Annotated in this window: 7 protein-coding genes; 3 read left to right on the top strand and 4 right to left on the bottom strand. The window is 60.3% G+C overall.

All coding sequences use genetic code 11. From position 1 onward, the window contains the following. Positions 1-33: 33 nt before the first annotated feature. Entirely contained in the window at positions 34-1,719 is a 1,686-nt protein-coding gene (locus ESZ00_RS01600; protein WP_129206417.1) for a S10 family peptidase, read from the top strand. A gap of 78 nt (positions 1,720-1,797) precedes the next feature. On the opposite strand, the gene ESZ00_RS01605 is transcribed toward ESZ00_RS01600, so the two are convergent. The 4 genes from ESZ00_RS01605 to ESZ00_RS01620 all read right to left on the bottom strand — a co-directional run bounded on the left by ESZ00_RS01605 (position 1,798) and on the right by ESZ00_RS01620 (position 10,942). Then, entirely contained in the window at positions 1,798-2,640 is an 843-nt protein-coding gene (locus tag ESZ00_RS01605; RefSeq protein ID WP_129206418.1) for a DUF2076 domain-containing protein, read from the bottom strand. 206 nt (positions 2,641-2,846) lie between these two features. Then, positions 2,847-6,938: a TonB-dependent receptor gene (locus tag ESZ00_RS01610; RefSeq protein ID WP_164981283.1), complete on the bottom strand. Its 4,092-nt coding sequence runs from the start codon at positions 6,936-6,938 to the stop codon at positions 2,847-2,849. A 293-nt stretch (positions 6,939-7,231) separates the two neighbouring features. Further along, the gene (locus tag ESZ00_RS01615; protein WP_129206420.1) at positions 7,232-9,697 is read right to left on the bottom strand and encodes a TonB-dependent receptor; all 2,466 of its coding nucleotides are present in this window, start codon (positions 9,695-9,697) and stop codon (positions 7,232-7,234) included. 60 nt (positions 9,698-9,757) lie between these two features. After that, positions 9,758-10,942, bottom strand: coding sequence for a pyridoxal phosphate-dependent aminotransferase (locus tag ESZ00_RS01620; RefSeq protein ID WP_129206421.1), 1,185 nt, complete (start codon positions 10,940-10,942; stop codon positions 9,758-9,760). 137 nt (positions 10,943-11,079) lie between these two features. On the opposite strand from ESZ00_RS01620, the gene ESZ00_RS01625 reads away from it, so the two are divergent. Both ESZ00_RS01625 and ESZ00_RS01630 read left to right on the top strand, forming a co-directional pair. Then, on the top strand, positions 11,080-11,739 hold the full coding sequence (locus ESZ00_RS01625; RefSeq protein WP_129206422.1) for an HAD family hydrolase: 660 nt from the start codon (positions 11,080-11,082) through the stop codon (positions 11,737-11,739). A gap of 156 nt (positions 11,740-11,895) precedes the next feature. Continuing rightward, positions 11,896-14,376 (top strand): PAS domain-containing protein, encoded by a 2,481-nt coding sequence (locus ESZ00_RS01630; protein ID WP_164981284.1) that lies wholly within the window; start codon positions 11,896-11,898, stop codon positions 14,374-14,376. The last annotated feature ends 6 nt before the right edge of the window (positions 14,377-14,382 follow it).

Consider the following 14,382-nt stretch of genomic DNA (forward strand, 5'->3'; position numbering starts at 1 on the left):
CCGATCCATCCCAAAAACTCCGAGGTGCTCTCGATGCTCACCACCCGGCATGCCGGTCGTCTGTTCCCTGCCCTCCTGGCTGCAGCTGCCATCCTCGCTCCGACCTGTCGCCTCCACGCGCAGGATGCTCCTGACGACAAACCCGCTCCGCGCGCTGAGCGCCCACATACCGCACCCTCGCCCGATGTCGTCACTCCTGATTCCACAACCGAAGGCTCCGTCACTGTCGGCGGCCAGAACATCGCCTATCGCGCCGTGGCCGGCACCATCACCGTCGGCGGCACCGACCCGCAGGATGCGACCATCGGCTTCGACGGCAAGCCGCTGCCCGATTCCGGAGTGAAGCTCCCGGACAATCCCAACGACGCGCCACCTACCGCGCGCATGTTCTACGTTGCTTACTTCAAGAAAGACGCTGCCGCCGAGCACCGGCCCATCCTCTTCGCCTATAACGGCGGCCCCGGCTCGCCCACCATGTGGCTGCACATGGGCTCCTTCGGACCGAAGCGCATTGTCACGCCCGACACCGAACACAAGGAAGGCGCGCCCTACAGCATCGTCTCGAATCCCTACTCGATTCTTGATGTCGCCGACATCATCTTTATCGATGCGCCCGGCACCGGGCTCTCGCGCACCTTCGGCAAAAACAAGGCCGAGGCCTTCTACGGCGTCGACGGCGATGCGCATGCCTTCGAGCGCTTCATCCGCCGCTTCCTCTCGAAGTACGACCGCTGGAACTCCCCCAAGTATCTCTTCGGTGAGAGCTATGGCACACCGCGCTCGGCTGTGCTCGCTGCCGATCTCAGCTCCGTTGATCTGAACGGTGTCATCCTGCTCTCGCAGATTCTCAGCTTCGACAACTCCGTCGACGGCCCGCAGGAAAACCCCGGCGTCGACCAGCCCTACGCACTCGCGCTGCCCACCTATGCGGCAACCGCATGGTACTTCCACAAGCTGCCCACTCAGCCTCCGGCACTGAAGCCGTTCCTGGACGAGGTCCAGCACTTCGCCCTCACCGACTACATGGCCGCGCTGCTGCAGGGCTCGGAGCTGCCCGCCGCGCAAAAGCAGGCCATCGCCGAAAAGCTGCATGGCTACACCGGGCTGCCCACCGACTACATCCTGCGCGCAAACCTGCGCGTGAGCGGCGGTGAATTCTCAAAGACGCTCAAACTCGACGAAGCCACCACCATCGGCCGTCTCGATACCCGCTACCAGGGGCCCGACATGGACCCGCTCAGCCAGAGCACCAGCTACGACCCGCAGTCGGACGCTATCACCTCGGCATGGAACACGGCCATCAACAGCTACCTGCACAACGATCTCAAGTACGCCTTCCAGTCCACATACCTGATGTCCGCGCGCCAGGGCGGCGAGTTTTCATGGAATATGAACCATCGTCCGCCGGGCCGCTTCGGCTTCGGTGGAGGCGGCGACTCGCATGAACAGGGCACCAACGTCATGGCCGACCTCGCCTACCGGATGAAGTCCAATCCGAAGATGAAGGTCTTCCTCGCCGGCGGATACTATGATCTCGCCACGCCATACTTCGAAGGCATGTTCGAGATGCACCATCTGCCCATGCCCGACTCTCTGCAGTCCAACATCAGCTACCACTACTACGAAGCCGGGCACATGATCTATGTGAACGACGAAGTCCTTAAGCAATTCCACAAGGACGTCGCCAGCTTCATCCAATCCACTGAGAGCGGCCAGTAAAAACGGCATCCTCTGCGAGCAAAAGCAAAACGGGGGCATTTCGCCCCCGTTTTTACTTTTTATGGCCTCGCCGTTCGCCTATGCGAAGTTGTCATCGTTGCCGAAATTATCGTCATTGCTGAAATTATCGTCGTCGGTGCCGAAGTTCGAATCGTCGTAGCTGACATCCTGCGCACCGGCGTTGTCATAGGGCCCTTGCGGCTGCTCATCCGGACCGCTGGCGCGATCGTCATACCCGGCTTCCTGTTCGCGATGCTCGGCATAGCGTCCGCTGTCGTCGCCGTAGTTGTTGTTGATGATGGTTTCTTCGACCGGCGGAGCGCCGTAGCCTCCACCATAACCACCGCCGAAGCCGCGCTCGCCGCCATGCATGAGCGACTCGATGCCCTCGAAAGCCAGGGCGCCCGCTGCTACGCCAGCAGCCGTGGTCGCCGCGGAACGCAGGAAGCTGCCACCGGCGCTGGGCGCGGGTGCATAGCCAGGTCCCTGCACATAACCCGGTCCATACCCTGGCGCCGGAGCATAGCCGCTGGGCGGCGCAGCCGCGTATTGTGGCGGAACGCTCTGGTATTGCGGCGGCGCATACTGCTGCGGAGGCGGCGCAGGGTCGCGGCGTCCGAGCAGGCTGCCCAGGAAGCTGGTCGCCTTGGCCGGCTGCGGCCGGGCCACCTGCTGGCGCAGCTCATCCTCTTCGGCCTGCAGCTGCTCGATCTGCTCCTGCATCTGCTGCGCCTGCTCCTGAAGCTGCTCGATCGCCATGTTCTGGATCAGCACGGTCTGGGCCAGCTTGTAGAGCGCATCGGGATCGCGGGCAAGACCGTCCTTGAGCAGAGCTTCGGCGTCATGATCCTTTTCCGTAAGCTGCGTGCTCTGCACCTTGCCAACCAGATCGTGCAACATCTGTGCTTCCTGCGGTGTCATACCTTCTCCTTCTTACCGGGCCATCGCGCATCCGCGATATGCCTGCTTCCTTAGACGCGAAAGCGCGCCTGGAGGGTGGCCACATCGTGGTTATACCCCAAAGCCCTGTTGTGAGTACGTCCGGCGCGGAGGCCCGGTTCCAATTTGGGGAGCGGAAAGCGCAAAGGCCGGCTTGCGCCGGCCTTTGTGTGGGTTAAAGAGTTGAATTAGAAGATCATGTGCAGACCCATGGTGACCATGCGCGGTCCACCGATGGTGCCGGTAACCGAACCGAAATTGGCACCATTATTGGGGCAGCCGCCGGTAACCGTGGCCGAAGTGCAGGACTGCACGCCGGTGGGCAGGATGGTGGGAATGCTGATGCCCTTACCAGTCCCGTTGTGATACGGAATCTGATCCAGGTTGGTCTTCGCCGACTGCTGATCGGTAGCAGAATTGCTGGTAACGATCTGGCCATAATTGACGTAGTACTCGCTGGCCGAGCAGTTGTTTCCAGCCGAGATGGCCGAAGCCGAGCAGGCCGAGGACTGACGGATTTCCGTCTGGTTCTGCGGCACGTCCGGGCTCACCGTGTTGGTGATATTGAAGACGTTGAAGTGATATTCCAGGCTGAAGCGGTTGTTGACCTTGACGGTCTTGCGCAGCGAGAGATCCAGGCGCTTCTGGAACTCCTGCCGGAAGAGGTTGCGCTGGCCGGGAGCAAAGTCGGTTTCGTAGATATCCTGCGGATCGTCGCCAGTCGAGATTGGCACACCCTTCTCACCCGGAGAAAGGTAGTGGATATCGATCTGCGAGGGATCGATAGCCGGGATATAGCTGCCGCCCGCGCCGCGCGTGCGGCCGTTGTTGCCGGTCAGCGCATTCTTGGGATGCGCCGGGTCCTTGATGGGAAGCACCGGGTTAAGCAGCGTCGGGTAGTCGCCGAAGTAGACGCTGCCCACCGCACCGTAGAACTCGTAGAGCGAATACGGCTCGCCGCTCTGCAGGATGCCGATGCCGGTCAGATACCAGTCGTTGACCACGTCGGCCAGCAGCGAGTGCGGACGGGCGACGTTCGGGCCCTGCACCTGGAAGTTCGCGCTGAAAACATGGGTGCGATCGAAGTCAGAGAGCGAATAGGAATCGCGCAGGTTGTTCGGATTATCGCCGGTAAAGAACAGGCCGATATCGCTCTGCTCGTCATGGGTATGGCTGAAGGTATAGCTGGCGCCGGCCTGGAAATGATGCGAAAGGCGCTTCTCGAGGTGAGCTTCGAGGGCGTCATAGGCCGAGTTGCCGACCGTCTCGAAGTAGGCCGCGTTGGGGCTGTAACCGACGTACGGTGTACGGAAGTCGGTGTTACCACCGTCTTCGGTATTCCAGGGCTCGCCGGCAATCGCATTGTAGTCATAACCGGTGAAGGAGTTTTGATTCAGAACCTGGAAGCCGTAGGTGGCCGTCTCGCCGTGAATGGGGTTGGTGGAGGTTGCGATGCCCGGCTCGTTGAACGGAATGGGCACTACGGCATGACGGCCACGGTTGCCGGTGTAGCCGAGCGAAAAGGACAGATCGCTGCGCGGCTGCCACTGCATCTTCAACGTGAAGTTGATGGTGTAAGGCAGGACATTCTTCTTGTCATACGCGCCGAAGTTCAGCGTGTCCTGGCACTGCGTGTATTCTTCCTGATTGTCGATCGCACCGCAATACCGCCCGAACTCCGAGTTGGTACCGGTCATGCCATTCAGCGTGTTCTGGAGCGAGGTGGTGATGGTGCTGGGGTCAGCGCTCGGCGGAACATAGGTCGAGCCGGTGATCGCCGTGCCCAGCGGGTTGGCCAGTGTCTTGCCGTTGCCCGTGACGTAGCTGGCCAGCGGGGCCGACTCGGTTACGCCGAAGGGGCCGCCGTTGCCGCTGCCCGCAGGCTGCGAGAGGTAGCTGAAGAGCTCACCGCGATCGAAGTACATGCCCGCGCCGCCGCTGAAGACAACCGTGCCATGGTTCTGTTCCGGCGACCAGGCAAAGCCGAGGCGAGGCGAGATGCCCCACTGGCGGCCGGTCAGGGTCGAATCGCTCACGCCTGCGGTCGGGTGGTACTTGTTATTGCCAGCCACGACGAAGCCGGCGTTGGTCACCGTGAAGCCGTCTGTGGTGTCGCCCGTCACGTTGTAGACGCTCGGGTCGAAGTTGAACATGTTGCCGTACTTCTCGGTCATACCGCCGTGGTAGTCATAGCGCACGCCGAAGGTGATGCTGAGATTGGCGCGCGCCTGCCATTTGTCCTGCGCATAGGCCGAAATCTCGTTGGTCCGGTAGTAGCGATCGGCATTGTTCTTCCCGGTCGTTGGATCGATGGTCTCGAGCACGTTCGAGCTCTGCACCTCATCTTCGAGGAGAGTCTCGAGATTCTTGGTCTTGATCTGGGCCAGACCGGTGCGGTTGTTCTCGATATTCAGCTGCGTATAGTTATAGCCGCCGCCGAGAGCGATGGTGTGCGCGCCGATGGTCAGGAAGGCATTGGTCGAGGGGTTGATGCGGTTCTGGTAGAAACCGGTGTTGGCAAAGGAGCTGTAGGGGCCGACCTTCAAGCCGGGCGAAGCAGAGCTGTCATAGGCGAACTCCGACATGAGCAGGCCGGGCAGTTTATTGGCGGCATAACCGGCAAGTCCGGTACCGATGCCAAAGGTAGGATCGCCGGACGGGCTCGAAACCTGCTGCGTGTAGTAGCTGTAGGAACCCATGCGGGCAAAGCCCAGCCGCTGCGTCCAGCTCAGCTTTGACCCGAAGATCTTACTGTTCTCAATGTCCACGACCTGCGAACCGTTCTCCTGCGTCAGCGGGAAACCGCCGGTCTGCGAAAAGCCGTAAGGCTTATTAACCGGATCGCTCTGGTAGTAGTACTTCGCAGTCAGATGGTCGGTGTTGTCGATGTTGTAGTCCACCGAGGCATTCGCATGATCCCCCTGCATGACAGAGGTGCCGATGAGGGTAACGTTCGGCACACCGTACTGGTAAGCACCTGTCGTCTGCGCCGAGGGGATCATGTACGAACCGTCAGCCAGCTTGGCATTGAAAAGCGCCGAAGCGATGGGACCGACGCTGCTCGAAGAAAAGGTCTTACCGGCCCAGGTGGTAGCGACGGCTGCGAGACCCGCATCCGAACGATCGTCCGTAAGGCCGGTAGGAACGTTCATCTGCGAAAGGCCGGTCGACTGGTCAGAACTGTAGAGACGCTGGTAGGCGAGGAATACAAAGAGCTTGTCCTTGATGATCGGACCGCCGATGACACCGCCCGTGGTCCAGCGGTGCATATCCGGAACGCGCAGCGAATGCGGGAAGGAACCGACACCCTGGGTGCCAAGCACGTAGTCCTGATTGAAGAAGTAGGGCGAAGCGTTAAGCGCGCTGTTCGCGAAGGTGCCGTAGATCTGCCCGTGCCAGGTGTTGCCGCCGGTCGCAGTGTTGACGTCGATCTGCGCGCCGCTGGTTGCGCCCTGCTGGGCGTCGTACATCGAGGTGTTGACGCGAAGCTCCTGCAGGAACTCCTGCGGAGGCGAGGGCAGGCTGTTGCCGGTGGATCCGTAGACCGAAGTACCAACCTGCGAGGCGCCGCCGATGGCGCCCGCACCCGCCGAGGACGAAGACGAGGTGCTGCCGCCGCCGATGTTGAAGTTGTAACGCTGCGACGTCATGCCGCTGGAGCTCTTGCCGTTGAAGAGGTTGGTCACGTCAACGCCGTTGACCTGGAAGGTATTCGAGGTATCGCGCTGACCGTTCGCCCAGATCGGCTGGTTGCCGAGACCGGCGTTGCTGTCGAGACCGCTGAGCAGTTCGGCGTTGACACCCGGCGCCAGAGTGGCAAGCTGCGTAAAGCTGCCGGTGGCCAGCGGCGTCATGCTGATCTGCTGCGCGTCGAGCGAGTAGCCGTTGGTGGTATCCGTCGCGTTCAGCATCGGATTGGCATTGACCGTCACCGACTCGGAGACGTGGCCGACCTGCAGGGTGACATTCACCGTCTTGGCCATGGATTCCTGAACACCGATCGCCGGGAGCCTCGTGGTATTGAAACCATCATGCTCGACGATGACCGTATAGGGTCCGATGGGGAGGTTGAGAACCTCGAAGTAGCCGGTTTTCTGGGTCTTGACCGCGCGGGTCAGCCCGGTGGTATCGCCGGTGACGGTGACGGTAGCGTCACCGACGGCGGCACCGGAGGAGTCCGTTACCGTTCCGTTAATGGTTCCCAGGGTCTGTTGCGCCAGGCCGGCAGGCGCCAGCCATCCAAGACCACACAGCAGCAGAGCAAAGCAGACGATCCGCATGCACCGTGAAGAGCTCATATTGTCAGCCTCAAAAAAGTAAAAAAAATCTTTTATTTGTTCGTGCACCCATGACACAGGGCCGCCTATATGCAAAGGCGTACACGTCGAGAGACTACGAAAATAACACAGGCCGGAGGATCAAAGGCCTATGAATTCCCTCTCTTGACTCATGGATTAGCTATTTTTATGCGTTGGATTGATTGTAGCAATGGGGTTCGAAAGCATTCGGCACAAAAACAGGTGCAAATGCCTGCAATTTGTAACCACCACAGATCTTTTCCCGGAAGACCCTGTTATGGATTCGTCTTCGGATGCCCCAAAGCGATGCGCACACCAACGCGATAGCTCGCCGGCAGCGACAGGTAGCCGATGGGAGCGATGTACTGCTGGCTCAGCAGATTATCCGATTGCATGTAGAAGTCCATCCGCTGCGACATCTTGTATGTCGCGCTGACGTCGAGTTTGGAATAGCCGGGGTCGAGGTTCCGGTTGGGCAGCAGCAACGTATTGGTGCCAAAGAGGTCCTTGCCACCGAGATAGGTCGAATCGTCGCTGGCGCTGGCGAAAACTCCCGTGGCGAACATGGTGACTTTTCCGCGGGTATAGCTCACGCTGGCAAAACCGGTATGCGGGGGGCGACGGAAGGGCCGGGCACCGACCAGCGGCGCATCGTTGCCGATCAGCACGCCGGGGATATTCGGATTCACGCTGGGGCCGACAGCATCTGAGGTGAATGACCGCTGCACCCTGGCATCGAGATAGGTGTAACCGCCGCGCATGAAGATATTCTTGCCGATGCCATAGTCGGCCTCTGTCTCCACACCCTGCGCGCGATAGGCACCAGAGTTGACAGTAAGCGCCTGGGCGGATTCGCTTTCGAGATAGCCTTCGAGGCTCTGCTGCTGCGCGGCGGAGAGCTGGGGCAGCAGGGACGGCACCAGGTTGGCTCCGACGTATTCGATCTGGCGGCCGAACTGGTTATGGAAGTAGGTTGCGCGCAGCAGGATGTGCTCGTTGAAGAGATACTGCTCGACGCCGCCCTCGTAGCTGCGCGATTGCTCCGCACCGATCGCGGAGATGCCGTACTTCTGCACTGTGGACCAGCCGCCGTTTTCAAGCAGGAATTGCTGGAGCGAACCGAACTGGTCGTCGAGGCTCGGCTCCTTGACGCCCTGACTGTACTGGAAACTGAGACGCGTGCCCTGGACCATGCCCGCGCCGGGCAGGAATGGATACCAGACCGCGCCTGCGCTGGGTGAGCCCTGCGTGCCGTAGAGCTGATTCTTCTGCACGCCTCCGCCGAACGAGTACCGGATGCGCTGGTGAGCGAGATCGCCATTGAGCATCAGCCGGTAGTCGTAGTTGGCGCGCTCGAGCGTCTGGCTGATGCCGTAGGACAGCTTGTTCTCCATGCCGCGCTCATCTTCATAGCGGAAGCCAGCCACGCCGTTGAGATGAGAACCGAGGCCGAAGTTTAACTGCGCATCGAGGTTGTCGCGATTCGAGTCAAGGTTGGTGGTATGCGCGCCGACGCCGCCGTAATTCATCAGCGCGCGTCCGCTGGCGGTGTAACCGTTCTCGCCGCCGATGGTCACCTGCTTGCCGTAATAATTGCCCTCAATGTAATCGCCCGCCGGATACCACTGCTGCGACTGCTCGCGCGCACGCGCCATGCCATAGCGGACCGTGCCCTGCGAGGTATCGCTGAAGGTGTGGTCGATGGTGCCGGTCATGAAAATATCCTGATCGGCCTGCTTGCCATCGTTCGACATACCGAAGAAGGAGTAGGTGCCAGGCTGACCGGTAGCCACGTTGCCACTGCGCGCGATGAGGCGAATCGCGGTGCTGCCCGAGTACTGATAGCCGAGGTTCACCACTTCGGTGATGTTGTGGTGCTGATCCATCGGCAATGAGTTCCCCGTCTGGAGGTTGGCATAGGCTCCGTAGTAGTCCAGACGGGTGAACGCGCCGCCGAGCTGGACCTCATTCCGATAGGTGCCGAAGCCACCGCCATCCCCTTCGTAAAGAAGCGAGGGAAAGGTCGTGGTACCGCGCGGAGTAGTAAAAGCCACGACTCCAGAGGCTGCATCCGAGCCCCACAGCACGCTGTCAGGGCCGCGATAAGCCTCGACCGAAGCGATGCCGGTCGAAGGGATGGCCGAGAGGTCGAAATGGCCGCCGATATCTTCGATCGGAGCACCATCGAGCAGGACCTTGTTCGCATCGGCATTGCCGCCACGAACGTAGATCGAGGTTTCGCCGCCGCGCTGACCGTTCTGGATAACCTGGAAGCCCGGCACCTGGCGCAGTGGGTCGATCAGGTCAAAACGGTTGGTGAAGGCCGATTTTTCAATGGTAGTGACCGCATTGCTGACCTGCCCTTGCGACTGGGGAATTCCGGCGGGAGTGGTCACGATAGACTCGCGCACCCATTCCGGCTCGAGGATGATGTCCTGATTCACCGAATCGAAGGTACCGCCATAGAAAGTTCTGGCCAGCACCTGCCGGAAAGAGATGCCTCCTGCGAGCACAGTGAACTGACCATGGGCCGAGGAAGTGAGCTCGAAGGTTCCGTCTCCGCCGGTACGGGCGCTGGTGATGACTGTCCCCCCCTGCAGCAAAGCCACCACGATGCCTTCGAGTGGCCGGCCGGCCGGGTCCTTCACCGTGCCATGCACGCTCACCGCATGGAGCAAAGGAGCCAGCAACGTGCAGAGGGCGAGCGAGGCAACAGTACGAAGACGGGAGCGGCGAAGCATTCAAGGTCATTCTACTGAGAAGCGCTACCCTTCCTGCGAGAAAACGGCTTTCTCGCAGAGTCAGTTTCCCCGAAAGACCCCAAGAAGGCTCTCCATACCGGATGCGAACTCGTGCGGAGGCGCAAGCAGGCTGACTACCAGCCATCCGCTGCCGGCAAAACCGAAGGATGAGCCCGGATGCACGCTGACGCCGTGTTCGAGGACCATACGCAGAGCGAAGTCCTCATCCGGAACCAGCGCGGGAATGCGGAGAACAGCATACCAGCCGGCTTCGAGCTCAAGCCGGGAAACCATAACCTGCCGGGCCAGTGCAGCATCGAGCAGATTGAGATTTTCGCGTAGGCGAAGACGGATCTGCTGCTGGATCGCGACCCGGTTCTCAAGCCACGCGGGCAGCGCGCACTGGACAGGCGCGTTCATCGCAAGGAAGGTGTCGGCAATAACTTCAAGCCGCTTCAGTGCCGCATCGAGGACAGGCTGCGGGCCGAAGGCTGCAATCCAGGACGCCTTCATCTGCGGCAGCCCGGCCACCTTGCTGAGCCCGCTGAGCACGAAGGTAAGCACCGGATGCTCGCCGGCAGCAAAGCTCACCGCCGGAAAACTTTCAATGCTGTAATCAAGAAAGACTTCGTCGACGATGAGCGCCAGACCATGCTCGGCGCAAAGCTGCTCAAGGGCTTCCCGCTCGGAAGCCTTGGTGAAATGGCCGGTGGGATTGTTCGGATGCACCAGCGCGATGGCGCGGGTGCGCGGCCCGATGCGGCGGCGCAATGATTCGGGATCGAGATGCCAGCCATGATCGTAGAAGAGCGCATACGGGACAAGGCGCACATCTTCGAGCTGCACGAGAAAATCGAAAAGCGGGTAGCTGGGCTGGGCGATGAGAATCTCATCGCCCGGGTCGGCAAGCAGCCGAAAGAGGTAGCTGTAGGCTTCGCTGGTGCTGGTGGTGAGTAGAACATGCTCGGCAGGAAGAGGACTTCCCTGCTCGGCGTAATAACGGACAACCGCCTCACGCGCAGTCTGCATGCCACGCGGATCGGGATCGTAATCGAGCGCCCGTGATTCCCGCAGTGGCGCGAGTATTGCTTCCGCATCATATTCAAAGCCACAGTGCGTAGGGTTTGAAGCGGTAAGGTCAAAGAGCGGCAGCCCCGCCATGCGGCGCTCGCGCAGGGCGCGAGCAAGATCGGTCTCTTCGGTGTTCCACCCGGTGCGGGAGGAGAAGCTCGGAACAACGCTCATCCGGATTATCCTTTCACGAAATCCGCGTCCGGCTTGGGCATAATAAAGACATAGCTATGCAGATGCGGACGCAAGCCCCCGCTGCATAATCGATTCTCGTGCCACAGGCCCCTACCCGCTTAAGGAGCGTATCCCCCATGCCCATTCACGCCGTCATCTTCGACTATGGACGTGTTCTCAGCAATCCCGAAGATGCAGCAGCCAAGGCCAAAATGATCGCGCTGAGCGGGCTGACCGAAGAACAGCTTTTCCCTTCGTACTGGAAGTTCCGCCACGCCTACGATCTGGGCGAGCTGAACGGCCCGTCTTACTGGAACAAGGTGGCCGCGGACGCGGGAACAGCCTTCACGCCGGAACAGATCGAGAACCTGATCGAAACCGACATCCTCATGTGGGCTTCTCTGAACGAACAGATGCTGGCCTGGGTGGTCGCCCTCCAGGATGCCGGTTACCCGACGGCCATCCTCTCGAACATGGGCGAGGATATGCTGCGCTATATGCGGCAGGAGTTCGGCTGGCTGGCGCATTTCCAGCATCACACCTGGTCGTGCGAAATCGGCATCGGCAAGCCGGACCCGGCGATCTACACGCATACCTGCGAGCGGCTGGGCGTAGCACCGGAAACGACACTGTTTGTCGACGACAAGCCGGAGAACATTGAAGCCGCGGCGCAGATGGGGCTGCAGGCGATCCAGTTTCACTCGCTCGAGCAGGTTCTGCGCGAGCTAAAAGAACGCGGCCTCGACAGCGGCCTGCCGCTGCCCGGAGCCGCGCGTGGAGCCACTTCCAGCGAATAGCAAAGTCTCCCCCGGAAGTGCTATAGAGAGGGGGAATACGAACGCTCTACTCTGAATGCACGCTCACCATGAGTCTATGTGTCGCCTGGTTCGCCTGCATGCTCATGATCGTCCATCCGCGAAATGAGAATTCCGGACCTGAGAAACCCGCCATCGATGCAATCTGCCCTCAATCTTCTTGAAGAACGCACACACGCGGGAACATGGACCCTGAACTGGATCACCGGTGAGCTCTGGTGGTCAAACGGCACGTATCGGATCTACGGGCTTACACCCGGTGCATACACGCCCACCGTTGAGACCGCAGTCCAGTACTTCACCGAGGAATCCCGTCCCCTGCTCGAAGCCGCGCTGGCAGAGGCCACGGGCTCAGGCAAGGATTACGCGCTCCATCTGAAACTGCGCCGCGCCGATGGACAGGTCATCGAAGTCATGGCCGCCGGACGGCCGGTGCTTCGTGACGGGCTGGTACAAAGCGTCTCCGGCGTCATCTTCGACGTCGATGCCATCGAGCAGGAACGCAAGTCCCAACAGACCGCAGAAGAACGCTTTCGCACGCTTACCTGGAATTCGCCGGACGGCCTGGTGCTGACCGATGCGCAGACACGCATTCTGCTGGTGAATCCCTCTTTCTGCACCGCACTGGGATACCGTGAACAGGACCTGCTTGAGCAGACCACGGTTGATCTCACGCACGCGGAAGACCGGCCGATCTCTGCAAAGTACCGCAGCCTGCTGTGGCGCGGCGAGCTGGATCGCTGCGTACACCAGAAACGATACCGGAAGCGCGACGGAAGCTATGTCTGGATGGAAGTCGCCCTGACGCTGATACGAGACGGCCAGGGCGAGCCGATGCATTACCTTGCCCAGTGCCGCGATATTACGGCGCAGCGGCAATACGAAGCAGAATTATTTGAAGCCAAAGAACTCGCGCAGGTCACACTGGCCTCGATTGCCGACGGCGTCATTCGCACCGACCTGAACGGCACCATCACCTACTGCAATGAGGCCGCGGCCCGGATGATCGATGCGCCGATAGAAAAGATTCTCGACCGCCCTTTTTCCTTTGCCATTGCGCTCTGCGACGCATCCGGCAATCCTCTCCATGGCGACCCCCTGGAGCACACCCTGCAGTCTGGCCAGCTGAGCCGCATTCCGGCGTTTACGCGGGTGAGAACCACCTCCGGGGATCTGCGGCCGATTACAGATTCGATTTCTCCCCTGCGCAATGCAAGAGGCGAAATTATCGGCGCGGTTTTTGTTTTCCAGGACGCATCCGAGTCTGTTTCCTTTACTGAAAAGCTGCATTTCCAGGCCACGCATGACTTTCTGACCGGCCTGCCCAATCGCTCAGCCGCAGAACAGATGATTCAGTCCCTGCTGGAAGAGCCGGAATCGGAGAACCGGCAGCACTTTCTCTTCTTCATGGATCTTGACCACTTCAAGGTTGTAAATGACACGAGCGGACACGCCGCCGGCGACCTCCTGGTCAAGCATCTCGCACAGCTGGTTCGAAGCGTAATCCGCACAACCGACTTCTTCGCGCGCTTTGGCGGCGACGAATTTGTGCTGATTCTGCGCAATGCGAACTACGAAGCAGCGCATCGCAGTGCCGAGCGCCTTCTTGAGGCAATTGCCGGCTACACCTTTCCCTATCAACAGCATCGGCACCAGATGACGGCCAGCATCGGCGTCACCCAGATTACAGGCGGCCCAGGCTCCCTCGATCGCCTGCTGACCGAGGCCGATTCCGCATGCTACCTGGCCAAGGATCAGGGAAGAAACCGCTTCCGTTTCTATTCCAGCCGCGACCCCAAGCTTTCCCTGATCCAGCAGGACCTGAACTGGGCGCATAAGATCCGCACAGCCATCCATGAAGAGCAATTCGAGCTGTTCCATCAGCAGATCAATACCGCTGACGGGACACTGCTCGGCGTCGAATGCCTTCTGCGCCTGCGCGACGGAGAGCATCATCACATCTTTCCAGATGCCTTCATTCCCGCAGCCGAACGCATGGGATTGCTCAAGCACATCGACCGCTGGGTCGCACAGCGTGCAGCACAGCTGCTGACACAGTCACTGAGCGACTCTTCCCTCGCCGCAGAGATCGGCAGCTATCTGTCTATCAATCTCAGTTCGGGTACCCTCGCAGATTCCGAGTTCGCCTTCTGGCTGCTGGAACTGCTCGACGCGCATCCCGGCATTTGCTCGAAACTGCGTATCGAGATCACCGAGACCGAACGCATCAGCTGGACCAGGGAAGAGATCGGCTTTGTGGATCGACTACGCGCGCAGGGCGTGCTGGTCATGCTCGATGACTTTGGCATGGGCTACAACTCCTTCGATGTGCTCAAGAAAGTACGCTTCGACGGCATCAAGCTGGATCGGCAGGTGGTCCGGGATCTCGGCTCTGATCCTGTAGACCGCGCATTGGCTGTGGCTTCAGCGGCCATCGCCAGAAGTATGGGCCTTCAGCTCGTGGCCGAAGGCGTGGAGACACAGGACGATCTGGCCGCACTGCTCGAACTGGGCATTCATCATTTTCAGGGTTACATGTTCCACAGGCCAAAGCCCTTCGCCTCGGAGCTGATGCAGCCAGAACCCCTGCCTCCGTCTCCTCCTGGTTTCTGGAACTGAGGCTCT

The organism is Silvibacterium dinghuense (genome assembly GCF_004123295.1).
GTDB classification, from domain to species: Bacteria; Acidobacteriota; Terriglobia; order Terriglobales; family Acidobacteriaceae; genus Silvibacterium; species Silvibacterium dinghuense.

Coding starts and splice junctions, on each gene's coding strand:
- ESZ00_RS01600 (WP_129206417.1), top strand. CDS start 34: ATGCTCACCACCCGGCATGCCGGTCGTCTGTTCCCTGCCCTCCTGGCT.
- ESZ00_RS01610 (WP_164981283.1), bottom strand. CDS start 6,938: ATGCGGATCGTCTGCTTTGCTCTGCTGCTGTGTGGTCTTGGATGGCTG.
- ESZ00_RS01615 (WP_129206420.1), bottom strand. CDS start 9,697: ATGCTTCGCCGCTCCCGTCTTCGTACTGTTGCCTCGCTCGCCCTCTGC.
- ESZ00_RS01605 (WP_129206418.1), bottom strand. CDS start 2,640: ATGACACCGCAGGAAGCACAGATGTTGCACGATCTGGTTGGCAAGGTG.
- ESZ00_RS01625 (WP_129206422.1), top strand. CDS start 11,080: ATGCCCATTCACGCCGTCATCTTCGACTATGGACGTGTTCTCAGCAAT.
- ESZ00_RS01630 (WP_164981284.1), top strand. CDS start 11,896: ATGCAATCTGCCCTCAATCTTCTTGAAGAACGCACACACGCGGGAACA.
- ESZ00_RS01620 (WP_129206421.1), bottom strand. CDS start 10,942: ATGAGCGTTGTTCCGAGCTTCTCCTCCCGCACCGGGTGGAACACCGAA.